The sequence below is a fragment of the Alteromonas sp. RW2A1 genome (genome assembly GCF_001886475.1).
Classification (GTDB): Bacteria; Pseudomonadota; Gammaproteobacteria; order Enterobacterales; family Alteromonadaceae; genus Alteromonas; species Alteromonas hispanica.
Map to the genome: position 1 here is coordinate 3245199 of NZ_CP018031.1, position 26221 is coordinate 3271419.

The 26221-nt window shown below is 43.3% G+C and carries 25 protein-coding genes; 19 read left to right on the forward strand and 6 right to left on the reverse strand.

The window, feature by feature from the left end; genetic code table 11:
• Positions 1-113 precede the first annotated feature (113 nt).
• From BM528_RS14420 to arsB, 6 genes are all read left to right on the forward strand, one after another.
• Positions 114-1271, forward strand: a complete 1158-nt coding sequence (locus BM528_RS14420) for an S-(hydroxymethyl)glutathione dehydrogenase/class III alcohol dehydrogenase (protein WP_071980426.1) — start codon at positions 114-116, stop codon at positions 1269-1271.
• Positions 1272-1458: 187 nt separating this feature from the next.
• Positions 1459-2121, forward strand: coding sequence for a hypothetical protein (locus BM528_RS14425; RefSeq protein ID WP_071980427.1), 663 nt, complete (start codon positions 1459-1461; stop codon positions 2119-2121).
• A gap of 277 nt (positions 2122-2398) precedes the next feature.
• The gene (locus BM528_RS14430; RefSeq protein WP_100973285.1) at positions 2399-2722 is read left to right on the forward strand and encodes a metalloregulator ArsR/SmtB family transcription factor; all 324 of its coding nucleotides are present in this window, start codon (positions 2399-2401) and stop codon (positions 2720-2722) included.
• Positions 2723-2797: 75 nt separating this feature from the next.
• On the forward strand, positions 2798-3265 hold the full coding sequence (locus BM528_RS14435) for an arsenate reductase ArsC (protein WP_071980429.1): 468 nt from the start codon (positions 2798-2800) through the stop codon (positions 3263-3265).
• Positions 3265-3993 (forward strand): arsenical resistance protein ArsH, encoded by a 729-nt coding sequence (gene arsH / locus BM528_RS14440; protein WP_071980430.1) that lies wholly within the window; start codon positions 3265-3267, stop codon positions 3991-3993. The genes BM528_RS14435 and arsH overlap by 1 nt, the downstream gene beginning before the upstream one ends.
• A gap of 50 nt (positions 3994-4043) precedes the next feature.
• A complete protein-coding gene (gene arsB, locus BM528_RS14445; protein WP_071980431.1) occupies positions 4044-5069 on the forward strand; it encodes an ACR3 family arsenite efflux transporter in 1026 nt (341 codons plus the stop codon).
• Between the two features lie 45 nt (positions 5070-5114).
• Here the strand turns inward: arsB and BM528_RS14450 are convergent, their stop codons facing one another.
• Positions 5115-5513, reverse strand: a complete 399-nt coding sequence (locus BM528_RS14450) for a response regulator (RefSeq protein ID WP_071980432.1) — start codon at positions 5511-5513, stop codon at positions 5115-5117.
• A 200-nt stretch (positions 5514-5713) separates the two neighbouring features.
• On the opposite strand from BM528_RS14450, the gene aceK reads away from it, so the two are divergent.
• The 3 genes from aceK to BM528_RS14465 all read left to right on the forward strand — a co-directional run bounded on the left by aceK (position 5714) and on the right by BM528_RS14465 (position 9682).
• Positions 5714-7444 carry a bifunctional isocitrate dehydrogenase kinase/phosphatase gene (gene aceK, locus BM528_RS14455; protein ID WP_071980433.1) on the forward strand — a complete coding sequence of 577 codons (1731 nt, stop codon included), beginning with the start codon at positions 5714-5716 and terminating at the stop codon, positions 7442-7444.
• Between the two features lie 136 nt (positions 7445-7580).
• Complete coding sequence (locus tag BM528_RS14460; RefSeq protein WP_071980434.1) at positions 7581-8261, forward strand: response regulator transcription factor; 681 nt, start codon at positions 7581-7583, stop codon at positions 8259-8261.
• Positions 8258-9682 (forward strand): sensor histidine kinase, encoded by a 1425-nt coding sequence (locus BM528_RS14465; RefSeq protein WP_071980435.1) that lies wholly within the window; start codon positions 8258-8260, stop codon positions 9680-9682. The genes BM528_RS14460 and BM528_RS14465 overlap by 4 nt, the downstream gene beginning before the upstream one ends.
• A 352-nt stretch (positions 9683-10034) precedes the next feature.
• Here the strand turns inward: BM528_RS14465 and BM528_RS14470 are convergent, their stop codons facing one another.
• Both BM528_RS14470 and BM528_RS14475 read right to left on the reverse strand, forming a co-directional pair.
• A complete protein-coding gene (locus BM528_RS14470; RefSeq protein ID WP_071980436.1) occupies positions 10035-10586 on the reverse strand; it encodes a DUF3833 domain-containing protein in 552 nt (183 codons plus the stop codon).
• Between the two features lie 86 nt (positions 10587-10672).
• Positions 10673-11161, reverse strand: a complete 489-nt coding sequence (locus BM528_RS14475) for a chalcone isomerase family protein (RefSeq protein ID WP_083595405.1) — start codon at positions 11159-11161, stop codon at positions 10673-10675.
• 252 nt (positions 11162-11413) lie between these two features.
• Here BM528_RS14475 and BM528_RS14480 point away from each other — a divergent pair, with 252 nt between their 5' ends.
• The 4 genes from BM528_RS14480 (at position 11414) to nspC (ending at position 15706) form a co-directional block, all read left to right on the forward strand.
• Entirely contained in the window at positions 11414-12397 is a 984-nt protein-coding gene (locus tag BM528_RS14480; protein WP_071980437.1) for a 1-aminocyclopropane-1-carboxylate deaminase/D-cysteine desulfhydrase, read from the forward strand.
• A 246-nt stretch (positions 12398-12643) separates the two neighbouring features.
• Positions 12644-13054: a hypothetical protein gene (locus BM528_RS14485; RefSeq protein ID WP_071980438.1), complete on the forward strand. Its 411-nt coding sequence runs from the start codon at positions 12644-12646 to the stop codon at positions 13052-13054.
• Between the two features lie 233 nt (positions 13055-13287).
• Entirely contained in the window at positions 13288-14490 is a 1203-nt protein-coding gene (locus BM528_RS14490; RefSeq protein ID WP_071980439.1) for a saccharopine dehydrogenase family protein, read from the forward strand.
• 64 nt (positions 14491-14554) lie between these two features.
• Positions 14555-15706: a carboxynorspermidine decarboxylase gene (gene nspC / locus BM528_RS14495; protein WP_163112326.1), complete on the forward strand. Its 1152-nt coding sequence runs from the start codon at positions 14555-14557 to the stop codon at positions 15704-15706.
• A gap of 165 nt (positions 15707-15871) precedes the next feature.
• On the opposite strand, the gene BM528_RS14500 is transcribed toward nspC, so the two are convergent.
• Together BM528_RS14500 and rsmI are read right to left on the reverse strand one after the other, a co-directional pair.
• The gene (locus BM528_RS14500; protein ID WP_071980440.1) at positions 15872-16135 is read right to left on the reverse strand and encodes a hypothetical protein; all 264 of its coding nucleotides are present in this window, start codon (positions 16133-16135) and stop codon (positions 15872-15874) included.
• 146 nt (positions 16136-16281) lie between these two features.
• Positions 16282-17115 carry a 16S rRNA (cytidine(1402)-2'-O)-methyltransferase gene (rsmI, locus tag BM528_RS14505; protein WP_071981336.1) on the reverse strand — a complete coding sequence of 278 codons (834 nt, stop codon included), beginning with the start codon at positions 17113-17115 and terminating at the stop codon, positions 16282-16284.
• A gap of 141 nt (positions 17116-17256) precedes the next feature.
• On the opposite strand from rsmI, the gene BM528_RS14510 reads away from it, so the two are divergent.
• From BM528_RS14510 to BM528_RS14535, 6 genes are all read left to right on the forward strand, one after another.
• Positions 17257-19311 (forward strand): penicillin-binding protein activator, encoded by a 2055-nt coding sequence (locus BM528_RS14510; RefSeq protein WP_071980441.1) that lies wholly within the window; start codon positions 17257-17259, stop codon positions 19309-19311.
• Between the two features lie 9 nt (positions 19312-19320).
• Entirely contained in the window at positions 19321-19662 is a 342-nt protein-coding gene (locus tag BM528_RS14515) for a YraN family protein (protein ID WP_071980442.1), read from the forward strand.
• Positions 19663-19767: 105 nt separating this feature from the next.
• Positions 19768-20364, forward strand: coding sequence for a phosphoheptose isomerase (locus BM528_RS14520; RefSeq protein ID WP_071980443.1), 597 nt, complete (start codon positions 19768-19770; stop codon positions 20362-20364).
• A 10-nt stretch (positions 20365-20374) separates the two neighbouring features.
• Complete coding sequence (locus BM528_RS14525; RefSeq protein WP_071980444.1) at positions 20375-20956, forward strand: BON domain-containing protein; 582 nt, start codon at positions 20375-20377, stop codon at positions 20954-20956.
• A 40-nt stretch (positions 20957-20996) separates the two neighbouring features.
• On the forward strand, positions 20997-22352 hold the full coding sequence (locus BM528_RS14530) for an MFS transporter (RefSeq protein WP_071981337.1): 1356 nt from the start codon (positions 20997-20999) through the stop codon (positions 22350-22352).
• Positions 22353-22564: 212 nt separating this feature from the next.
• Positions 22565-24301, forward strand: a complete 1737-nt coding sequence (locus BM528_RS14535; RefSeq protein ID WP_071980445.1) for a serine hydrolase domain-containing protein — start codon at positions 22565-22567, stop codon at positions 24299-24301.
• 239 nt (positions 24302-24540) lie between these two features.
• Here the strand turns inward: BM528_RS14535 and BM528_RS14540 are convergent, their stop codons facing one another.
• Positions 24541-25971 (reverse strand): IS1182 family transposase, encoded by a 1431-nt coding sequence (locus BM528_RS14540; RefSeq protein ID WP_071980446.1) that lies wholly within the window; start codon positions 25969-25971, stop codon positions 24541-24543.
• Between the last annotated feature and the right edge of the window lie 250 nt (positions 25972-26221).

Here is a 26221-nt window from a genome sequence, read left to right on the forward strand (position 1 = left end):
TACAAATATGAAATAGTGATTTACTAAATCTGTATATATCTGTGTGGCTTCCTCTCCTATACTTGCTCTACTAGCACGAACATCAACCCACCCGTAATGATAGGAGTAACAGTATGAGCTCGTTCAAAGATTCATTAAGCGAAGGTCAAACCCATATTAAATCGAAAGCCGCGGTAGCATGGGGACCCGGCGAACCGCTTAAGATGGAAGAAATAGATGTTGAGTTGCCGAAGAAAGGCGAAGTTTTAGTTCGCATCAAGGCAACCGGCGTTTGTCATACCGATGCATTTACGCTTTCTGGCGAAGATCCTGAAGGTGTATTTCCTTCAGTTCTCGGTCACGAAGGCGGTGGTGTAGTAGAAATGGTTGGCGAGGGCGTAACTAGCGTCGAGGTTGGCGATCATGTTATCCCACTATACACAGCGGAATGCGGAGAGTGTAAGTTTTGTACTTCGGGCAAAACAAACCTATGCCAAGCAGTGCGAGCTACTCAAGGAAAAGGGCTAATGCCAGACGGCACAAGTCGCTTTTCTAAAGACGGCGAGCCTATCTATCATTACATGGGTTGCTCTACTTTTTCTGAGTTTACTGTTTTACCCGAAATTTCACTGGCTAAAGTAAACAAAACTGCACCTCTTGAAGAAGTTTGCTTGTTAGGTTGCGGCGTTACCACCGGCATGGGTGCAGTATTGAATACGGCGAAGGTGCAAGAAGGCGATACCGTCGCTATTTTCGGTCTAGGCGGCATTGGCTTATCTGCAATAATTGGTGCACGAATGGCTGGCGCAAAGCGCATTATTGGTATCGATATAAACGAAAGCAAGTTTGAACTAGCGAAACAGCTAGGGGCAACAGATTTAATCAATCCCAAAGATTACGACAAGCCCATTCAAGACGTTATTGTGGAACTCACCGATGGTGGTGTTGATTACTCATTTGAGTGTATAGGTAATGTAGATGTCATGCGCTCTGCTCTTGAGTGCTGTCATAAAGGTTGGGGAGAGTCGGTTATTATTGGTGTAGCAGGTGCTGGCCAAGAAATCTCTACTCGCCCATTCCAGTTAGTCACAGGACGGGTATGGCGCGGTTCTGCTTTTGGTGGCGTGAAGGGTCGCTCTCAGCTGCCAGGTATTGTAGAGCAGTATTTAAACGGTGAATTTGGCCTGCAAGAGTTTATTACCCACACCATGGGCCTCGACGAAATCAATGACGCGTTCGACCTCATGCATAAAGGCGAAAGCATTCGCTCTGTTGTACACATGGATAAATAGCGGCGCTCTCCAATAGAAGCCGCAACTAGTTTCAAGTAGACAATCTAGCAAAAAATATAGTAAGACAGCCCGCCAAGTAAACGTGACGGGCTGTTTTGCTTTAGCACTCAGAAAAACTTGTTAGTTCTTTATAATGCGATAGTGTTAATGGGGTACCTGCGTATGTATTAACCCTTAAGGTCGCTCTATGAATTCATTTGCATTAAGAAAAACTCCGTCACGACGTTTATTAAAATCTTCTCTTTTGGCAACCACATTATTTGTCGTTAACTTTTCTGTTATCGCAGTCTCTCAAGAGCCAGGGAAAGAAACCTCAAACGAGCAGAAGCTAAGCGCTCAAAAGATAGATAGCCTAGCCTCTCTTACCAACCTCCAAACCAATAACGACTTTATGTACTCATCGGGTTTGCCTGCAAAAACACATTTGTCTCTGTTGAAAAATCAGGGGGTCTCTCACGTTGTAGACCTTATCCCTGGCGATCGCTCTCAAGAAATTGTAAGTGCTTCAGAAATAGGACTAACATATTTCAATGTGCCGGTTGATTGGGAAAAGCCTGCGCTTGCAGACTTTTTAAACTATGCAGCTTTTATGCAGGGCGTTGACCAAAAATCAGATAAAGTTCTCACTCATTGCAAGCTTAACTGGCGCGGCGCATCTTTTACCTACTTATATCGAGTGAATGTGCTTGGCGAAGATGAAGCTATCGCGAAAAAAGATTTATTATCAATTTGGCAGCCAAACCCAACCTGGTATCAGTTTATGGATAATGTAATTGCCCACTATAACGCCATAAACGACACACAAGTGGCTATGTCTTTCGATGCATACATTCCTGAGCCTTCAAGCTAGAGTCATTTAGCATTTGAAAAAAGAGGCTTGAGCGCGTTGCTCAAGCTTCTTTTTTTAAGTTGGAATTAGCTAATACCTCTTTTATCACACCTATTTCTCTTCTCTTACTTTTTAAAATATACCCAGGCTGTGTTGCTTTTTTCAGATTAATAGCTGTTTCAAAATAAAACATATGAAATTTCAGATATGATTTGACACATATGGTTTTCCGTATACCATTAAAACATACGATATTTCATATATGTAATATAACGGTGACTGCTAAATGAATTGTGCTATGTCTCCTCTGAGTTTTTTTAAGTGCCTGTCTGAAGATACTCGGCTAAAAACACTTCTTTTACTAAGTTTTGCAGACGAGCTTTGCGTATGCGACTTAACCGAAGCTTTGCAGTTAAGTCAGCCAAAGATATCTAGACACCTTGCGGATTTGCGCAGATGTGAACTCGTCGTCGATGAGCGCAGAGGAAAGTGGGTCTATTACAAAATTAACCCAGCATTACCAGCATGGGCGTTTGAAGTGATTACCTCGACGGCAAAAGAAAACCCTAATTATATAAGCGAAGCAAAATCAAAGCTGAACTGCTGCCAGTCTATTTGTTGAAGCAGTGTTTTTAATACCATTGCGGCCCATTGCGTGCTGCATGAGCTCTCTACTCACTAGGTAAAAAGGATTACAATGAAAGTTCTTTATATTTGCACACATAACCGTTGCCGAAGCATTCTTTGCGAAGCTATCTCAAATGCATCTTCAGGTAAATTGCAGGCGAGAAGTGCGGGAAGTCAGCCCGTTGGAGAGGTACACCCCCTTTCACTGAAATACTTAGCGCAAAAAGAGTATAACGTAGAGGGGCTAGAGAGTCAGTCTTGGGATGAATTTGAAGATTTCGAGCCCGATCTAGTTATTACCGTGTGCGACTCTGCAGCGGGAGAAAGCTGCCCATTCTATTTTAGCAAATCATTAAAAGTACACTGGGGATTAGAAGATCCATCTAAGTTAGAGGGCAGCGAGCAAGATAAAGCCGAAGCGTTTTATCACACTATTGAGCTTATTGAACAGCGAGTTTCAGCTTTAACTGCGATCTCTGAGAAAAACCTATCCCAAGAGCAACTTAAAAACGAACTGCTTTCATTGGGGGCAAGCTAATGACAAAAGCAGCTTTACAAGATGAAACCTTGCCCTCTGCAAATATTCAAAAAGATAAAATGCACAAGCCAGAAGCGGAAGACTTTTCGCCCTCGCTTTCCTCACATAAACCGCGCATTCTCTTGCTTTATGGTTCGCTGCGTGAACGCTCTTACAGCCGTTTAGTGATAGAAGAGGCGGCCAGACTTTTAGAATATTTTGGCGCCGAAGCGAAAGTGTACGACCCCAAAGGGCTTCCGCAGCCTGATACTGAAGATGCCGACCACCCGAAAGTGAAAGAGTTGCGCGACCTTATGATTTGGTCTGAAGGTCAAATCTGGTGTTCTCCAGAACGTCATGGAAGTATAACGGGCATTATGAAAAGCATCATTGACTGGGTTCCTCTCAACATGGGGGGCATTCGACCGACTCAAGGTAAAACCTTAGCAGTTATGCAAGTCAGTGGCGGCTCACAGTCTTTTAATGCGGTAAACCAAATGCGAATCTTGGGCCGTTGGATGCGCATGGTGACTATTCCCAATCAGTCTTCCGTTGCCAAGGCTTTCCTTGAATTTGAGGAAGACGGTCGTATGAAACCCTCCGCATATTACAACCGCATTGTAGATGTTGTGGAAGAGTTGGTGAAATTTACGCTACTCACAAGAGACAACAGCGCATTTTTAGTCGACCGTTATTCAGAGCGAGTTGAAAGTGCTGAAGAGGTAAGCAAACGTGTTAATCAAAAATAGACAGTATTTATCATTTATCTCTAGCAAAACAACGTTAACAGGTACAAAAAATGGGCTTCTTTGAACGATATCTTTCCGTATGGGTGGGACTGTGTATAGCTATTGGCGTAGGTATTGGCTATGCAGCACCGCAACTTTTTGAGTCTATTGCAGCACTAGAATATGCCCACGTTAATTTAGTAGTTGCAGTATTAATTTGGTTAATGATTTATCCAATGATGGTACAGATTGACTTCAGCTCAATTAAGGATGTAGGTAAAAAACCCAAAGGTTTGGTGCTTACCTTAGTGATCAACTGGTTAATAAAACCGTTTACCATGGCTCTGTTGGGCTGGCTATTTTTTAAAGTTATTTTTGCTGACATGGTAGACCCCCAAACCGCCACTGAATACATTGCGGGCATGATTTTACTCGGTGTTGCACCCTGCACTGCAATGGTGTTCGTATGGAGCCATCTTACCAAAGGCGACGCTAACTACACCCTTGTACAAGTGTCGATTAACGACCTCATTATGGTTGTGGCATTCGCACCACTAACGGCACTTCTTCTTGGTGTTACTGATATTACTGTACCCTGGGACACGCTGCTTCTGTCCGTGGCGCTATATGTGGTTTTCCCGCTAATTGCAGGTTTCGTTACTCGTAAACGTATTGAGAAAAGAGGCTCTGATGCGGTTAATAAATTAGTAGAGAGCTTTAAGCCTTTTTCAATTTGTGGGCTTTTGCTCACCATCGTTATTTTATTTGGATTACAAGCCAACACTATACTCGCGCAACCTCAAGATATAGTGCTAATAGCGGTGCCGCTGCTCATACAAACCTATGGTATTTTTGCTATTGCTTACGTTGCCGCGAAGAAAATAAAGCTGCCCCATAATATTGCGGCTCCTGCCTGTATGATTGGCACATCTAACTTTTTTGAGTTGGCCGTAGCCGTGGCGATATCGCTATTTGGTTTGCACAGTGGCGCAGCATTAGCAACGGTAGTGGGCGTTCTAGTGGAGGTGCCTGTCATGCTTTCCCTGGTTTGGTTTGCTAACAAAACTCGCCACTGGTTTGATCAAGCACCCACTTAAATGGTGAGGTGAAAGACTACAGTAAAATTTTGATGCCCTCGGCCACTACATCGCCAGGGCATCAGCTTCTTTTTGAGGTTCCAAAAAGCCAAACTTTTTCAACACCTCGTGTAACCGTTTACTTTCAAGGGGCTTGGGAACAAAGTCTAGTGCTCCCAATGAAGCAACTTTTCTGTGACTAATTGGCTGAATATTTCCTGAAACAACAATGACAAAGGTTTCTAATCCCCTTCGTTTTATCTCACTTAATACGCTTAACCCGCCCAGTACCGGCATAGTAAGGTCTAATAACATCAGGTCTATAGGGTGATGTGCAAGAACTTCTAAGGCGTCAACCCCGTTTGTAACCTCAAAGGTATTATTTGTAAAACCAGCAGGAAGGCTTTGTGTCATCATTTTCCGCGCCAGCGCGGAATCGTCACAAATTAACACATTAAAACTCATCGGGGCTCATTACGGCTGATTTCCATAACCATAAGCTACCTTAAACTAAAGTATAATAAAACAAAATAAGTCGCTAATTATTGGTGACTTAGCGCAAAAAATCTGCGTCTAGCCATGCCTACGTATTTTTTTTGTGATAAACATAGAAGGTTAACTAAAATGTAGAATTATGCTTAGAACCTGCACAAAGGAACCTTCCAATGCAAAGCACCATGTCTGTACAGGAAACGTCACTAGCCAAAAAAGCGGCCTATTTGGTGTTATCTCATTTTGACAAAAGTTACAGGTGGTTCACACGAATAACTCGTGGTGCACAACAGCGTTTTGAAAAAGGTGATTGGAAGGAAACCCAACAAGCATCAAGAGAACGCATCACAATTTACGAACAGAGCTTATCTGACGCAGTGGCGGAAATTTATCATTTAACCTCTGTGCACAAAAAAGACGATGGATTCTGGCGCGAACTCAAAAAAGTCTTTGCAATGCAGTTAGAAGGCCACCCACAGTTTGAACTTGCCGAAACATTCTTCAACTCGGTTATCGGGCGAATATTTAAGCACCGAAAAATAGACAACGACATGATGTTTGTACAGCCAAGCCGTTGCTATCTGCCCGGCCAAGACAGACATAAAGTGATTAATAGCTTTGATACCACCACTACGGTAAGAGAGATGTACGAGTCTATTTTCTCTCTTTATCGATACAACATTCCCTTTGAAGATTACGAACGAGACTTAAAAAATTTGGAAGACGCTCTAAGGGCGAGATTGACAACAGCTCAGCTTGCTAGCGTGCATGCGGTAGAAATATTAAAGCCTACTTTCTTTAGAGGAAAAGCAGCCTACTTGATTGGCCGTATCTGTATGCCAGATGAAACCCTTCCTTTTGTTATTGCTATGCGTCGATACAATGAACCCAACATGTTTGTCGATGCGCTGCTTACCGATAGAAAAGATTTAAGCGTTATTTTTGGCTTTGCGAGAAGCTACTTTATGGCCGACACGCAAAACCCGGCTGAAGTAGCGGCATTTTTACAAGAGCTGTTGCCTAACAAAAAACACTTCGAACTTTACATGGCCATGGGTCATTACAAGCATGGCAAAACGGTTTTCTATCGTAACTTTCTTGCACATCTTGATACCTCTGACGATCAGTTTGAAGCAGCCCCTGGCATTCGCGGCCTAGTAATGATGGTATTTCACCTTCCTTCTTACGGGGTAGTTTTTAAAATCATAAAGGACGAGTTTCCAGAGAGTAAAAAAATAACCCGAGACCACGTTAAAGAATGCTACAAGCTAGTGAAAATGTCAGATCGTATCGGCAGAATGGCAGACACGCACGAATACGTTAATTTCCGGTTTCCTCTAGACCGCCTCTCGCCCGAGCTTATTGAAGAGCTGCAGGCAACTTGCGCGTCAAGTCTCGAGTTTACTGAAACAGAGTTAGTCATTAAACACATGTATATTGAGCGCAAAATGACGCCGCTGAATTTATACCTACAACAGGAAACGGATGAAGAAAAAATAACAAACGCGCTAGATGAGCTCGGCATGTGCATTAAACAGATAGCCATGGCGAATATATTCCCGGGCGATATGCTGCACAAAAACTTCGGAATCACACGACATGGGCGGGTTATTTTTTACGACTACGACGAAATTTGCCTTATGAACGAACGACATTTTCGCGCGCTTCCAAAATCTGACGATCCCTACGCAATCGACACACTCTCCGTTGGTCCCACCGATGTATTTCCAGAGCAGTTCGAACACTTCATTGTTGGCAAACGAAAACTTAAAGATATTTTAAAGTCGCTGCATGGTGACTTAATGACGCCGGAGTACTGGCATAACGTTCAGCTTAAGTGCCAGCGTGGCGATGTTCAGCACTTTACGCCTTACGGAGAAAGTAAGCGATTCAAGCGCAGTTAACACTGACAAAACTTGTAGCAGAAATAATGCCTCAGTAGTGTAAAAGTGATCGCTTTTTATCTCCTGACACGTAAAAGAAACCGTAAGCCAATAGCGGTCTTACTCCACGTTTCAACATAAAAGTAGAAGTGTAATCATGAAAGTGTTACTTGTAGAAGATGATCCAAAGGTTGCCTCGCACATTGCAAATGGACTGTTAGGCGAAGGTCATGAATGTATTACTGCGGGTGACGGAGCATCTGGCTATAAAGAAGCAACTTCAAACGAATTAGACGTTGTTATTCTTGATGTGATGCTTCCAGAGTATGACGGGTTTACTGTTTTGGAAAAATTAAGAGAAGCAGATAACCATACCCCAGTTCTACTGCTAAGCGCTAAAAGCCAGGTAGAGGATAAGGTACGCGGTCTTCGTACTGGTGCTAACGACTACCTAACCAAACCATTTGCGTTTGAAGAATTATTGGCGCGAATTGAAGGCTTGGCAGGCCGAGCAAAAGAAGGTGACGATAAAACGCTCATTAAGCTTGGCGACTTAACGCTAGACTTGGTGAATCGCAAAGTGCTGTGTGGCGACCAAGAAATAGAGTTGCAGTCTAAGGAATTTCAACTGCTAGAGTGCTTACTTCGTCACAAAGGCAAAGTAGTTACACGTAGTATGCTTCTTGAGCAGGTGTGGAATTATCACTTCGACCCTCAAACCAACGTGATTGATGTACATATAAGCCGTCTGCGTCAAAAAGTGGATAAGGCATTTAATGTTCCATTAATTGAAACAGTGCGAGGCACAGGCTACCGCATCGCCGATAACGCTACATGATAGCGATACGGGACTTCACGAGAAGTTCAAGCTTTCGTGTTGGCGCGCTGCTTACTACGCTGGCCAGTGTTGCAATCGTTCTTATTGTTTACTTTTGGCGATTAACAAGTAGCGATCTTTTTATCACCGAATCTACCGCGGCAATTAACGCAAAAATTGCCGCTCTTTCTCAGGTCCATCAAACTTTGGGGATCGATGCTGTAAAGCAAGCAATTGACAGCGGACAGTTTTCACAAAACCCTATCCTTAACGATGGTTCTCAAGCAAACAATGCAGATGCTATTGAGGCAGAGCGTTCCCTTCGTTCCTTTATCGTGCTGAGCAAAGATGAGCAGTTTATTGCCGGAAATCTCGCAGGCATTCCTCTTGTACTAGAAAGGCACGAACGCGCTAATTTTAATACCGCAGAAATAGTTATTACGTTGCCAAACAGTGGAGATCGTAAAACGCTAAGACAAGCGTTGGTTCGTGAAGTAAGACTTGGCGAACACACACTAACCGTGGGACGAGGTATCGACGATTTATACAGCGCTCAGTGGTTTGGAAAAGCCTTTAGCTGGATCATTGTTGTTCTTCTGTCTATGTTAAGTATTTTAAGCTTTGCCATTGCAGTTTACGTGGTCAATCGTATTAACCGAATGTCTCAAACTGCCGATAAAATTATCAAGACGGGAAGCTTAGAGGAGCGCTTAGAGATAGACAGCAACTGGGATGATTTAAGCAGCCTATCTACCGTATTCAATCGCATGCTTGATACCATTGAAAGCTCTGTAAATAACATTAAAACGGTTACCGACAGTATTGCTCACGATTTGCGGACGCCACTCGCGCGCTTGCGTAACACATTAGAGCAAATCGACGACGAAAAGTTACGGGAAGAAACTACACATGAAGCAGATAATCTGCTTAATATGTTTAATAGTTTATTGAGAATAAGTGGCCTTGAAACTACCAACAAAAAAGAAGGGTTTTGCGAAACTGATGTTCGCGCCATTGTTGAAGATGTTGTCGACCTCTATCACCCTCTAGCTGAAGACAGAAAGATCACCCTCACCAGTGCACTAAATCCAGTTTCTATGACAGCCGATCCGAATTTGCTATTTCAAGCCGTGGCTAACGTGCTTGATAACGCATTAAAATACTCACCCGATGGCAGTCGTGTGGTGGTTCAACTCACGTCTACCAAAACCCACCATGTTATTTCAATTAACGATGCTGGTATGGGTGTGGGAGAGCATGAGCTTGAAAGCTTGGAAAGACGCTTTTATCGCGCCGATGGCAGCAGAACCAGTAAAGGAAATGGATTAGGCCTGTCTCTTGTTTCCGCTATTGTGAAGCTACATGACGGCAAAGTGTGGTTTGTTCACGACCCTCTGATGCAGGGTTCGGGTTTGGGCGTTGTTTTAAGCTTTAAGCTTTAAGATTTAGACGTTGATACTTCTTAGTCGAGCCCCACATTTCGCTGCAATAATTAGCGGTACTGTAGCGATTTGAGCTTTAATCAGTGTTGGCATAACCCGTTATTGTTTGCTATTGAAGCACTAACTACGCGAACAATGCATAGTTAGCGCCCTATATGGGCAACTGGACAGCTGGACAACTGAATAACATAGCAGCGAAGGTGAACACTGCACTGAGTTAATTTATGTTGATACAAACTTTCCCATATAAGATGGAAACAGGCTTTTTCCCAACGGCTACTTGCCACCGGCTACTCCCCAAAGAAGGGCTCTTGGTAATACAAAAAGCCCTTTCAAGACAACGCAATTAAACTTACTGCTTCTGCATGAATATGGTGACTTCAGCCATGACTATGCCAAACTTTCGAATATATGAGCGGTTCATCATAGTAGTTTCGTCGAACGCCCAAAACCAATCATCAAAAGTTACTGAATAGGTAGTATCATCTACTGGCAAATCCATTTCATAGTGGAAATTAAAGGCGTTGCCATAAGACGTGCCAGTGGCCGGGCCTTTCACATCACCCGCTCTGCCGATAAAGGTACCGTCACCTTGCTTAACAATCTTCCAAGTGCGTTGAGTGGGCCCCTCGCCTACGCCGTAAACAAAGCTTTCATCCAGCGTTAACGTGTCACCGTCAATAGAACCGTCGATATCTACTTTGAAGCGCTGTACTACTTCACCAGAGCGGTTTTGTACAATGCCCCACGCCTTCACGTCGCCGTCAAAAAACTGCTCGATATTAAACGCAGGCTCGACAGCCGTATAATCTTTGCCATCCACCGAGACTGAACAACCGCTTAATGTAAAGGCGGTAACCCCAACTCCAACCAATGCGTAAGTTGCTCGTTTAATTGTATTCATAATTAACCTGTTATCTTAAAAATATTGTGTGAAAAATAGTGATGTGAAAATACATTTCTGCACTAAGGCTTATGAAAGCCCTTATCTCAATTTTTTCCTAAAAGTGCCTTTCTAAACTTTGGCTCTGAAGTATCTTCACTCAGCCAAATATCAAAAAACTTCTGGGTAAATTCTGGGTCTTTTACTTCCCCTGCCTCTTTCCCGTTATAGAAAAAAAGTGCATTCCCTTCTTCTGTGGCCACACCCGTAATGACGTCACCCTCACTTACATCGGGGAAAATATTTATCATGTCTTGTAACCAGCGCTTTGATTTTTCTGAATCTAAGCTGGCTTGTTTTTGCATTTCATCTATCGAGCGCTCGGCAATTTTCTTACCGTCTAAACTTCTTTGATATTTCAGTGTAAGGGCTAGTGGTTTGTCTTTGTCGTATTTACCTTGCGGAGCGAATAACGTTGCTTCATAAACATCAAAGAAATAGTAGGTAAACATGTCCTGCCCCACTACTGCGGCGTTTGGGACATTTTTGGCAACTTCTTTGGGTAAAGATGCACTGGCTGCGAATGATGCGCTCATAAACATTAAACTCATTAGTATAGAACTGAAACGATTGGCTCTTTTGTAACCAGACACTAATTTTGAATTCATAATTTCTACCTTAAAAACGTCCGTATTAATCAAAACAGCGTTTTACAATGCTCTCATGCTGTGTAAATTGCGTCAGCTGTCTCATTTTACCTTTGCTTGGGATTGGCATTATTTTGAATTGCCAATGTAATAGTTATACTGCGTGCCTGTAGCGAATGATCAATCACGGTAGCGGACCTTGTGAATAAGTTAACCCAGCTGGAACAAACACTTGTTCAGCCATCCCCTCTAGAGTTATTTACACCTAATTGGCCTGGTGCGTCAGATGTCACTATTTATATAAAGCGTGATGACAAAATACATCCCGTCATCTCCGGCAATAAATGGCGTAAACTCAAACATTTTATTCGAGAGTTTGTTGATCAAAGTGGCTTGTCGCGGGCTGAGGGCTCTTTACCTGCTGAAGGCTCTGCTTCCGCTGAAGGCTCTTTACCTACTGAAGATTCTGTCAGGCTCATCAGTTTTGGTGGTGGTTTTTCAAACCACCTGCATGCATTGGGTTATGTGTGTTATCAACTAGCGATACCGCTTACCGTTGTTATTCGCGGTAACTATTCATCGTCGCCAACGCCCATGATAAATGACCTTATCGCGTGGAATGCAAACATAGAATACGTAGACAAAGCCACGTACAAACTGAGAGATACATCAGAGTATCTTGATACGTTAAAGCGTCGCTACCCCAACGCGACAATAGTTCCTGAGGGTGGAAGTCAGCTTCAGGCATTAGCGGGTGTTTCAGATTTAGTAACAGAAATTGATAACGAAATCGGTACCAATTACCACACTATTATTACGCCAGTTGCGAGTGGGGCAACCATGGCAGGCATTGTAAGCGCAGTAGAAAAGCATCAACACGTTGTCGGCATTGGCGTACTAAAAGGGCAAGATTATTTAGAATCTCTGGTTGCCAAATTTTTGAGTAAAAACAATCATAACTGGCACATAGAGCACGAATACCATTGCGGTGGTTACGCTAAAGCTCCAGCTTATTTAACTGAATTTTGTCACCAATTTAAAAGCGCAACGGGTATAGCCATAGAGCCTGTTTACTCGGGCAAGGTATTCTTTGCGCTTAAGAAAATGCTGGGCCAAGGGGCATTTGTAAAAGGAAGTACACTAGTGGTAGTGCATACAGGAGGACTGCAAGGCTCAAGGTCTTAGGCTATGGGAATAAGTACAAATAAGTTCCAATGAAAACAACGCGGCCTAGCGCAGCTAATATTCAAAACCAATTTTACTTGCATTAGTTTTTCTGTTACTAAACTAAAGACGTTCGAGAAACGTAAAGACAAATGTAAACGTGTACAAAAGAAAAATACGGAAAAAGTTAAAGGTAAACATTATTCAAAATTATCAGTGAAGATACTTTAGGTATCGCAAGCAACGCTAACTCTAAGGAGATATACCATGATCGACCGACCAGTTACATTGCCAACCCCTTTGCAAGAACTCATTTCCAAGTCGCTTAAAATATGTGAAGTTATGCTTCCTATCAGCGACGTATTTTACCCCTTCGCAGCCATAAACAAAGATGGTCGCACAGGGTGTGTGTTTGCAGACGAGACAAAAGAAAGTAAACGTGAGTCGCAACTTATAGAACAGTTGCAATGGCGCATAATTGACGCGACCACAGGTAGCAATAGCTACAGCGTTCTTGTTTATGCCGCCACCGTCAATACACAAGATAGCAAGAATATGGACGCTATTGCCGTGGTCACCTCATCGCCAGACCAAGGTGAACATCTGCTTCTTTATCCTTACTACAGAGTAGACGGCTCTATCGTAATTTCACCACCAATTAGCACGGCAGCCCCATAAACACGAGGCCGCAAGTAGTGTTAAGTTTGGACTTAAGCTATAACGGAGAATGAGCGCGGCCGAAATGGTCGCGCTATTTACTGCTCATACAATAAAACATTCATAACGTTTTGAACCTTTCACGTAGAATTTTATACTATTTAATTTGGTAGACACTGACTTTACTTGCCAAATTGCCGGTGTCTGCTAGCATTCAGCAAAAATTTATTAGCAAAATTTAGGGATTACTTATTATGTCTCGCGTTCTTATTATTGGTGCTGGCGGCGTTGCGTCGGTAACAGTCAAAAAATGTGCTCGTTTACCACAGCACTTTGACGAAATATACTTAGCTAGCCGAACTGTATCTAAATGCGAAGCCCTGCAAAAAGAAGTGGGTGAAGATCGTGTAAAAGGTGTTTTTGCCCTCGATGCAGACAACGCAAAAGAAGTAGAAGCACTTATTAATGACGTTAAACCCGACCTCGTCATTAACTTGGCACTTCCCTACCAAGACTTGCCTATCATGGATGCGTGCCTAGCAACAAATACGCATTATTTAGATACGGCTAACTACGAGCCAAAAGATGAAGCGAAATTCGAGTATTCGTGGCAGTGGGCCTACCAAGACAAATTTAAAGAAGCGGGCATTATGGCTCTGCTTGGCAGTGGTTTTGATCCAGGCGTAACCAACGTTTTTACCGCCTATGCAGCAAAACATTACTTTGACGAAATCCATTACCTAGATATTGTTGATTGTAATGGCGGCGACCATGGTCAAGCGTTTGCTACCAACTTTAACCCTGAAATTAATATCCGCGAAATTACTCAGCGTGGTAAATTCTGGGAAAACGGTGAGTGGAAAGAAACCGATCCGCTTAGTGTGCGCGAAGACTTGGATTATCAAAATATTGGTGAACGCGCGTCTTACCTTATGTTCCACGAAGAGTTAGAGTCACTGGTTAAACATTTCCCAACACTAAAGCGTGCTCGCTTCTGGATGACATTCGGTGATGCCTACCTTAACCACCTACGTGTGCTAGAAGGTATCGGCATGACAAGTATTGAGCCAATAGAGTTCCAAGGCCAACAAGTTGTGCCTTTAGAGTTTCTAAAAGCCGTATTACCTAACCCAGGCTCCCTTGCAGAAGGTTATGTAGGGATGACTTGTATTGGTACTTACATTACAGGTATAAAAGATGGCAAAGAAAAAACCATCTTTATCTACAATAACTGCGAACACGCTAAGTGTAATGAGGAAGTAGGTGCTCAGGCGGTATCTTACACCACAGGCGTTCCTGCGATGATTGGTGCTGCACTTATGCTAAACGGCACGTGGAAAGAAGCCGGCGTGTGGAACATGGAACAGTTTGATCCAGACCCGTTTATGGATATGCTTAACGAACACGGACTGCCGTGGCATGTACTAGAGTGCGATAGCAGCCCATTTACTAAGTAGATTGCTTTAAACAAATATAAGATATTTACGAGGGGCACTATGTTAAGTGCCCCTTTTTTACGTTATTGACCGGAGCTTGATTACCTTGACCGATCTTACCCAACGCACTGATATTCCCTCTCCCTGCTATGTCCTTGAGGAAGAAAAATTAATTCGCAACCTAACGCTGATGAAGCGGGTTCAGGACGAATCAGGTGTGCGTATTATTTTAGCGCTTAAAGGCTTTTCCATGTGGTCTTGCTTCGATATCGTAAAGCAATATCTTCACGGAGCCACCGCGAGTTCAGTATGGGAGGCAAAATTAGCAGCCGAAATGGGCAAAGAGGTTCATGCCTATTCCCCTGCTTACAAAGCTGAGGATGCAAAAGAACTCGCCACATTAGTGCATCATTTATCGTTTAACAGCCTTAGCCAGTGGCATACCCATCGTGAAGCGCTAAAAGACGTATCACTTGGACTGAGAATTAACCCAGAGCATCAAGAAGCAGATACGCCCCTTTACGACCCAGCTGCACCCGGCTCGCGATTAGGGATAAGAGCGGATGAGTTAGAGGGTATAAGCCTTGATGGAATTGAAGGTTTTCACTGCCACAATTTATGCGAGTGCGATTCTTTTGCAACGGAGCGCACATTGCAAGCCATTGAAAAGCGATTTGGTAAGTGGCTACATCAGTTGAAATGGCTGAATTTAGGCGGCGGTCATTTAATGACAAGTGAAGGCTACGATGTTGAACACTTAATCAACACACTGTCGGCATTTAAAGAGCGCTACCCTCACCTTGATATAATTCTAGAGCCGGGCTCTGCAGTAGCGTGGCAAACTGGCCCTTTAATTTCAGAAGTAGTGGATGTAGTAAATAACGAAGGTGATATTGCCATATTGGATATTTCTGCCACTGCGCATATGCCAGATGTGCTTGAAATGCCCTACAGGCCTACCGTATTAAATGCGGCGTTGCCTAATGAGAAAGCCCACAACTACAAACTTGGCGGCAACTCATGTCTTGCTGGCGATGTAATAGACACCTACTCATTCGATAAACCTCTCGTAGCGGGAAGCCGTGTTCAGTTCGAAGATATGATGCATTACACCATGGTAAAAACCACGTTTTTCAATGGGGTTGATCATCCGTCCATTGGCATATTACGCTCAAATGGCGAATTTGAATTGGTAAGAAGCTTCACTTATGAGGACTTTAAAGGGCGCTTGTCTTAAGCTGATAAATCTGGTCACGTTTTTCTGTGACAACTCCCCTCGAGTTTATCAAGGGGCTTTGACAACGCACACTTATTGCTACATCTCACACCTATTGGTAACTGTAGAAGAGTAATAAAAAGTCGGCTTACGTTAGCCGACTTTTGCAGTACCTGTTGATGCCGCTTAAATAACACCGCTGCCTTTCGCAGTCTCGCTTTTATCGATTTCACCTTCTACTAACACTGTATCATCCAGTTCAATAGTAAATTTTGTACCTTGCTTTCCGCTTACGCTATAGCGAAAACCATACATCTCGCCTTCATTAAACGAAATTTCAGCACTGGTATTAGGGTGCACTAAATCGAACTCTCCAGAATCATTAGCCTTTGAGAAAACATCTACCATCCACTTACCTTCTGGCATGGTGATTTTCAGTGTTTTTTTCATTTACGCCTCCATTTGCTGTTGTCCAAATTATCTTAATGAAAACTATCTATTGGTAACTCCCAATAGACAGTTAAGATCAGTGAAAAACGTGAAACTAGGGACTATTGACCAATGCGCTAAAGGTTTACTAACGCGCTAAAGGCTTACTATTTTGCGTCTAAACCTGCTTGATAGAGGGCGTTTTTCTTCAGCCCATAGTGACCGGCAACTACAGCCGCAGCCTTTTTAAGTGGAATATGCTCACAAAGCGTGTTTAGCAATGACATTGCCTCACTTGGAATTTCCTGTTCACTCACTGGAGCTGGGCTTATCATTACGACAAACTCACCCTTTTGATGAGCAGCATCAGACGTAAGATAATTGATAACATCTTGCGCGCTGCCGCTTACATAGGTTTCGAAGGTTTTGGTAAGCTCTTTTGCAATAACAATGTGCCTTTCGCCCAATACCCGCTGAATAAGCGTAACTGTGTCTAAAATTCTGCGTGGCGCTTCGTAAAATACACTTGTGTAGGGTCTATCTAATAAAGCAGAAACCGCGCTTTCTCTTGCCTGCGCTTTTACCGGCAAAAAACCTTCGAATATAAATTTGTCCGTTGGTAACCCCGATGCGCTTAAAGCGGTAATAGCTGCACACGGTCCTGGTAGTGCGCAAACCGGAATGCCCTGCTCGCGGCAGCGTCGTACCAAAATAAAACCAGGGTCGCTTATTAGCGGTGTTCCTGCATCGCTAATTAACGCTACGGCCTCACCACCTTTTAACCGTTCACATAACATAGCTGCGCGCTTGTCTTCGTTATGATCGTGCAGCGACAGTGTTTTAGTAGAAATGCTTAAGTGCTGTAGCAACCTTGAACTATGGCGAGTATCTTCTGCTGCAATCCAACTCACTTCACCGAGTACGTCGATAGCGCGAGCACTGATATCATTTAAGTTCCCAATTGGCGTGGGGACAATGTACAACGTTGCTGGTTTAGTCATAAGAAATAGTAAAAGCACGGAAATAAAATTAATGAATGCGATAAGTGTACCATGCCATTAGTCCAGTTTATGCTGCCAAGCATAGATTTTCACACAGGTTACGATAAACTTAGTGCTCATCGATGTTAAAGGAATGAAACTGTGCGCCATCTCGGATTTTCTCGGAAAAACATTACCCGTACTGCGGTAGCTTCATTATTGCTATCACCATTACTACTAGCAGGCTGTGGCAGCACCGCACAAAAAACGGTCAGCGTGGCGAAGAGTAGACCTATCGCGGTGAAAGAGACTCCGTTGGTTAATGAAGTCACGCCCGAACATAAGCTGGTTGAAGCTAAAAAAGTGTGGAGCGACATGCAAAATAAAGCGTTACGAGACAGTCTGCTTTTAGAAGCCGCACAGTTATATATGCTGCAACAAAAACCTATTATGGCGCAGCAAATTCTTTATGAAGTAAAGCAAGATGGAGTTTCTCCAGAAAATCAGTCTTTTTATGCCTTGTTAATGGCGAAAGTATACGCTAACCAGTCAGATGTATCGACCGAAGAATTATTGTCACTACTGGAACCAGTGTCAGGTAACAAAGACCTTCTTATCGAAAAAGCGCATTTACAAGCACAGTTATTTGCTAAAGATGGAAATTACAGCGCCGCTGCAAATAGCCTTCTGAATACGGACCTACCTGACGAGCAAAAAGTAGAACAGGTATGGAAGTGGATAACATCAATGCCTGTCTCGTCGCTAGACGATATTGCTCAGCAGTATTCTGCGCTTTCCCCTTTTGTATCGCTCAGAAAATTAACCGAAGAATATAGCAGTTCGCCTGAGAAGCTTGCGGAAAATCTTAATAACTTCCAAAAAGTGTATGCAGGGCATAGTTTAGGTGCCACTTTCCCTGATGACGTTCTCAACGCAACAAAACTTCAACGCGCTAATATTAACGCTATTACCGTACTGCTTCCTCTATCTGGTCGCCTTGCCACTACCGGAAGCACTGTAAAAAATGGAATTATGGCTGCTTACTACCAGAGTATTGCAGACAAGCAAGGTAATGAGGTTGGACAAGATCAGCGCAATCTACCTACGCTTCACTTCATTGACACAGTAGACAAAGACGTTAACGACATTATTGCAGAAATTGGTGACGCCAAATTTATTATAGGCCCGCTGTTAAAAAGCAATGTTGAACGAATCATTCCTGCACTGCCTGTCGGGGTGAATGTGCTGGCCCTCAATCGCTCAGACGATATTACACAAATTGAAACGCCATTTAATACATCAGCAAGCAATAGCCAACAGCTTATTCTTAACGATGTCCAGTACAGTAACAACGCCCAGTACGGTGACAAAGGAAAGCGCGGCGATGACAATACATTAGAATCAGCCCAGAGTTCGGCAAATGGTCCGATTGCTGCCAACTTCTTTGCTTTAGCGCCCGAAGATGAAGCTAAACAACTGGCGGAACTCATATTCAACAAAGGGTTTAGGGCGCCTATTGTTATTACAGAGCAAAGCTCGCTATATGAGCGTATGGACGACACGTTTAAATCGCATTGGGAATCGCTCAACAAAGCAGAAGGTAAATACAAAACCAATATCACCTCGGTTACCTTTAACGACAGTAACTCGTTACGTGAAGGTATTACGTCGGCATTAGACGTGGCGCAAAGTAATGAGCGTATTAACCAGATTGAGTATATGACCAATGACGAAGTTTATAATATGCCTAGAAGCCGACGAGATATCGACGCAATTATCGCTTTCGCTTCTCCGCAAGACACTGAATTGTTAAACCCAATCATTGAAGCTAGCCTTAACCCACTTGGTGGAAAACCTATTCCAGTTTATGCCACCTCTAGGTCTATGGACTACGAAAGCGGAAAAAATCAGTGGCGAGACCTCAAAAATATTCACTTTATTGATATGCCATGGATGATGCCTCAACATCAATGGAAGCCACTCGCGCAAACAGTAGAACAAGCATTCGATGGGCAAAACACCATGCAGAAGCGTCTGTTTGCTTTTGGTTACGACGCTTTTGAGCTGCTGCCTAAGCTAGGTATATTAAACACGCTAAATTACCTGCATCACAATGGCTTAACGGGGGCTTTATCATTAAATGAAAACGGCGAAGTAGAAAGAAAGCAGCCTACAGCTATCATTCGCAATGAAAAAGTCGAATCAATCTCTGAGTAATAGTTAACTATGTCATTAGTGCAAGGGAATGCTGCAGAGCAAAAGGCCTGTGATTTTTTAACTCAACAGGGCCTTACGCTTCGCTGTAGAAACTATCGCACTCGTCGAGGCGAGCTCGATATTGTTATGCAAGATGGCGATACCATTGTGTGTGTTGAGGTTAAATATCGTAAAAGCGCACAATATGGCAGTGCGATAGAATTTGTAACCGCGAAAAAACTGCAGCGAATTCAGGCTGCGTTCGAGTTCTATTTGTTAGATAATAACCTCAATTCAACGTCTACCCCGTTGCGCATCGACGTTATTGCTATCGACGGCCATCGCCTTCAATGGCTAAAAAATATTGGCTGAATGGAATTATAATTTATTTTTCCAGTCTCAAACTCATAGCGCATTACCCGCGCTAAACAGCTGTGAAGATGTCCCGTCAGCAGCTTGCCCTAAAAGAGAAGAAGTATGATTGAACAAATTAAAGCTAACTTTACTGAAAGTATTCAAACTAAAATTGCTGCGTCTGAGATTTTGCCGGAGTCGATTGAAAAAGCCGCTAACATGATGGTTGAAGCACTTATTCGCGGTAACAAAGTGCTTAGCTGCGGTAATGGCGGTTCGGCTGGCGATGCACAGCACTTTTCTTCTGAAATGCTAAACCGTTACGAAAGAGACCGTCCAAGCCTTCCTGCCATAGCGCTAAGTACAGATACATCTACCATTACCTCTATCGCCAATGACTACAGCTATGATGAAATTTTCGCTAAACAAGTACGTGCCTTAGGCCAGCCCGGCGACATTCTTTTCGCAATTTCTACCAGCGGAAATTCGCGAAATGTTATTGCGGCAATGGAAGCGGCCCTGTCTCGAGATATGACAATTGTTGCGTTAACCGGTAAAGACGGTGGCGAAATGGCGGGTTTTCTAAGCGAGCATGATGTAGAAATTCGCGTTCCTTCAAACCGCACTGCACGTATTCAAGAAGTACATTTACTTGTTATTCATAATTTGTGCGAGTGCATTGACGATAGCTTATTCCCAGCTGATCACGGTGACGAGTAATTATTCATTTATGAAACACGTAACTAAGTGCCTTACTATACTGTGCATTATTTTTACCATGGGGCTACAGGGGTGCGTTGTTGCCGTTGGAGCGGCTGGTGCTATGGCGGCAAAGGTGGCTAACGATCGTCGAACCGTAGGAACACAGCTAGACGATCAAAACGCGAGTAGTGCAGTAGCTTATCAATGGTCAAAAAGCGAAGCACTGAAAGAGCAAGCTAACTTACAAGTTGATGTTTATAACGGCGTTGCTCTGCTTACAGGCCAAGCGCCTTCTCAAGCGTTAGTCTCTGAGGCCGTTCAACGTGCTCAAAGCGTAGATTATTTGAAAAAGATTCACAACCAGCTACGTGTTGGCTCTCCTGTCGGAGCAGGAACACAAGCCAATGACATTTGGTTGGCGTCAAAGGTACGAACAAAAATCGTCGCTGACGAGCGCGTTCCAGCGTTGCAGGTAAAAGTAGTGGTGCAAGACTCGGAAGTTTTCTTAATGGGCAAACTTACCAGCCTTGAAGCGAACGCAGCAGTTGATATTGCCCGCAACGTTACTGGCGTTGCAAGAGTTGTGCGCGCCTTTGAAATTACTCAGTAAAGAAGCCGCTACCGCCCTGCTTGTGGCGGGAGCGCTCTTTATGGAAATACTGGATGCGACCGTTATAACCACGGCGCTTCCAGTAATTGCAGCAGACTTTGGGATCCCCGCAGCTCACCTTTCAATTGGCGTATCAGCATATCTTGTTGCAGTTACCCTATTTATTCCCCTCAGTGGCTATGTTGCCGATCGCTTTGGCGCTAGAACCATCTTTATTGCTGCCATTGGGGTATTTACCCTTGCCTCTGTGTTATGTGGCTTAAGCACCACTTTGGTTGAATTTACCCTATCTAGAATATTGCAAGGAATTGGCGGGGCAATGATGGTGCCCGTTGGCCGGTTAGTGGTACTTCGTGACCTGCCCAAAGAAAAGTTAGTGAAAACGGTGGCCATCATTACCTGGCCAGCGCTGAGTGCACCTTTGCTCGGCCCTGTATTAGGCGGCTATATTGCCACCCATTTCAGCTGGCAATGGATATTCTATATGAATATTCCTTTGGGCTTAATTGCGATTATTGCCTCGGCATATTTACTTCAGAATACAAAAGGCGAAGTAAGCACATTCGATGTAAAGGGCTTTCTGCTCACCGGCTTTGGATTTGCGCTTTTTATGGCTGGCATTGAGTTTCTAGCCAGTAACGGTGAAAGAATAATGGAAAGTGCTACCATTATTTCGATGGGTTTTGCCGGTATGCTACTCGCCATATGGCACATAAAAACAGCTAAAAATCCGCTTTTCTCATTTGATGCAATGCAACATCGCACTTTTCGACTGTCCGTATATGGCGGTTCCGTTGTCCGCATTGCGTTAGGCAGTGCGCCTTTTCTTATTCCTCTGATGCTGCAACTGGGCTTAGGCTATACACCTGTAGAAGCAGGCTCCATCTTGCTGTGGCTGTTTGCAGGTAATCTTGCTATTAAACCTGCCACAACATGGATTATGAATACCTTTGGCTTTAAACCGGTATTGATTGTTAACGGAGTACTTATTGCGCTAGGCTTTGTCGCCTTGGCAATGATTAATGAAAGCACCTCGTCCTTTACTATTGCCGCGCTGCTTTTCATTAACGGCATTACACGTTCAATGCACCTCACGTTGCTAAATACCATCGCTTTTGCTGACGTTCCCCCAGATAAGATGCGCGATGCTAATACCCTTGGGGCAATATTGATGCAGATGAATCGCGGGCTGGGAATAACACTTTCAGCACTTGCCATAGCAGTGGCTGCGTTAATACTCGGTCAATCTGCCGATACACCAGATATAACAACATTCACTATCGCCATGGTATTTATGGCAATACTGGCATTGGTTAGTATTACCGACAGCATTTTGCTTTCAAAAGAAGACGGCGATGCAGTGTTAAATAAACGCAAGAGCAAAAAATCACTTTGAAAAATGGCCCGTATTGAGCTTTGCTTAACACTTTTCTGTAGAACGCAGAAGTTTTGGGAAAGTGAGTACAAAGGTGAGACGTCCATAAAAAATAAAATTGCCGATAGCCCAAAACAGTTTTACTCTACTATTTGCTTTTGAACGACTTTCACTTTTTCTTGGCTCGTCGTCAAAGAACATCGCAAAACAAGTGTTAACAAGGAATCGTTATTGTGTCTCATCTTGCTGCTAGAATAGTTATTGGCTTATCACTGCTCATCTGTATATCCGCCTGCCAACCATCTTCAAAGTCTACAGCTCCTGATAACGCCGTCGAAGAACAAACCATAGAGTTAGACAAACTGTTCGCCCAATTTGATGATATTAACAAGCCGGGAGCCTCGGTTGCGGTATTGCAAGATGGAGAGGTTGTCTTCTCAAAAGGTTATGGAAGTGCAAACCTTGAATACGATATACCGGTTACGCCAGACACCATGTTTCACGTTGCATCTGTATCGAAGCAATTTACCGTTTTCGCCATTTTATTGCTCGCCGAAGAAGGTAAGTTAAATTTTGACGATGACATTCGCCAATACATTCCCGAAGTACCAGATTTTGGCGAAACCATAACTTTACGACACTTAGCATCGCACACCAGCGGCTTGCGTGATCAGTGGAACTTGTTGCGTATGGCCGGGTGGCGTTTAGATGATGTGATCACTACCGAACATGTATTAAAAATGGTAGCGAAACAAAAAGAACTAAACTTCAAACCCGGAGAAGAATTCCTTTATTCGAATACCGGGTTCACACTATTAGCAGAGGTTGTTGCTCGAGTTTGCGGTAAGTCATTTGCACAATTCACACAAGAAAGACTGTTCACGCCATTAAATATGAGCAACAGCTTATTTTATGACGATCATCAAAAAATTGTTAGCAACAGGGCTTATTCCTACGAGCCAATTGACAATGGCTATCAGAAAAGCGTGTTGAACTATGCAAATGTCGGCGCAACCAGTTTGTTTACTACCGCAGAAGACCTTCTTAAATGGTCGGGAAACTTTACCGAACCTACTGTAGGTAGCCCTGCCATTATCGAGCAAATGAATACGCTTGCGACTCTAAATAATGGAGACACATTTGGAGGGGCATACGGACAATTTATTAGTCATTACAACGGTATAAAATATATTCAGCACAGCGGCGGAGATGCAGGTTTTCGTTCATATTTAGCCCGATTTCCTGAACAGAATTTGGCAATTGCTATATTGAACAACGGCGCGGATGCTAGACCTTGGGAATTAGCACTGCAAATTGCTGAACGCTTTCTAGAAATAGATACTCCTCCCCCTCAAAATGCTATTGCTGATGCGTTTATGGAGTCAATGTCACCGAAACAAACACCTAGCGCCTTTGATCTCAGCAAAAATGAGTTAAGTGCAGACATACTGAATGCTTATGTAGGTCACTATTGGAACGAGCCAGACTCTTACTCAAGAGAGATATATTTAGACAAGGGTAGACTCATGTATTCACGAGGTAAAAACGATGTAAGCCCCCTCGCTGCCGTGAATGAAAACACATTCAAAATGCTAAATGCAGAGGGGGAAATCTTCGTTGAGTTTACTGAAGATGGCGAGCAAAGCATAATGACAGTGCGAGTAGATGATATGGACACATATGTATCGGTTGCTTATACGCCAATCGAGGTAACCGAATCCTGGCTATCTCAGTTTACAGGCAGTTACTACAGCCCTGAACTCTCTTCTACTTATCATTTTTCACCAGACAACGACCAACTTAAAATTTCTCATTATCGTCTTAGCGATCATCATATTGCGCCAGTTAAAGGTGACTTTTTCAGGTCACAAGTAGGCGATATCTTGTTTGAACGCGATGATAGTGGCGCAGTGAATGGGTTTAGGATATCTAACGGTCGGGTACGGAATCTTTATTTTAAGAAGCTATAGAAGATAAACAGTGGAAACAATTTCTAATGTTCACTTTACCAATAAGGGCCGCTTGCTCGCATTAACGCTAATTTAAAAGTGTTAAAAAAGTACTAATGCTGCGATTATGATTTTTACGACGTATGGCAGCTTAGTACACAGACCGTGTGAAAACTCATATTTATGGTTGCTGTTTTTAAATTGAATAATACAGAAATTCTAAGTCCACTATAGTTTTTGAATGAGTGTTTCCACAACTCTCATGTCTTCATTGCAGATATGAGACCGCTAACGCCCATGATATTCATCATTCTTTTGAAGTTGTATGCCAAGACCTGCAAACTTACCTCTGTTTTTACATGTTTTAATGTTCTTGTCAGTAGTTGTTGCGCTCCTGCCCATTGCTTTATTGTGCCAAAGGGATGCTCGACGGTTTGATGCCTCAATATCATTGCGTTTGGCATGTTTTTATAAGCTTGTGCCACGCGTTCAACATGCTCCTCATCATCGAGTCTTCGGATCCGTCTTCCTGCTGGTGATGTTGTGCACCGCGATTTCATAGTACAACCTTTGCAGGTCATGACCGACATGTAAGCGCGTAGCGGTTTTCCTTTGTCAGTTGAAACAAAGCTAAACGGGATATCTTTGCCAGCAGGACATTCATAAACGTCTTTTTCTTTGTTATAGACAAAGTCTTCTTTGGTAAACAGTCCTTTTTTTCGATTAGCCGAAGTACGGATCTTCGGAACAATTGCAGTAACGCCTGCCTGATGAAGAGTCTTAAAGCTCGTGCTATCGTCATAACCTCTATCAGCAAGAATGGTAATGTCTTGTTTACCTAACGCTTGTTGCACATGCTGGCTCATCGGGACAAGCTGATGTCTGTCACTTGGGTTATTAGTCACGTAATGGGCAAGTATCAAGTGATGTTTGGTGTCGACAGCCGCTTGAATATTATAGCCAACTAATACGCCTTTATGCTTAAGTGCCATTCGCCTGCTGTCGGGGTCGGTATAGGAGATTTGTTTGTCGGGTAAGGTTTCCAATTCTTGCTGTATTGTTTTCTCGCTTACCAGACGCGCTTGCAGTTTAGCGAGCTTGCCTTTCAATTTTTCTGCGTCTTCAGTGCGGGACTGGCGGTCTGCTCTATCGAGCTCCATAAGATAATTGGCAATATCTTTTTCGGTTGTTTCGATACACGTCTTTATCAAACCACGTGAGTAGTTCTTAGCGATATTGTTAACCGCTTTGAACTTAGTGCCGTCAATAGCCACGATGGCATCCGCAAACATATTGAGTTCACGGCATATCAACACAAAGCGCTTACAGACTTGTTGTATCGCGTTGCCGTTGTCACGTCTGAAATCAGCAATCGTTTTAAAATCTGGGGTAAGACGCTCAACCAGCCACATCAACTCGACATTACGCTGCGTTTCTTTTTCTAAACGTCTGCTTGATTGAATGCGATTAAGATAACCATAAAGGTAAATCTTGAGCATGGTTGCCGGAGAATAGCTTGGTCTACCTGTTTTGGCTGGTTGGCAACGTGCAAAACCCAAGTCAGATAAATCTAATGAATTGATAAACATATCGACTGCACGAATCGGATTATCTTCATGGATGTAGTCATCTAAAACTTCGGGGAACAGCGTGCTTTGTGTTCGGCTTTGGCCTTCGATAAATCTCGACATGTGATTGAAACCTATCAATTTTTTGATAGTTTTATTGTACCAATTCAGATATCAATTGAGGACCGATACTTAAGACCGATTGATCATATAAAAAGTCTGCTTAGACCAAAAGGTGATCAATAGTTTTCACACAGCCTGTACGTAATGCGGTCGTTGGGAAATAGTTAGGCCAAGGTCAGGGACGAGCGAATTGCGGTCATTCGGCATAGACCCTTGGCCTTCAGGCGATAGTTGTTTTAAGCAACGGCGT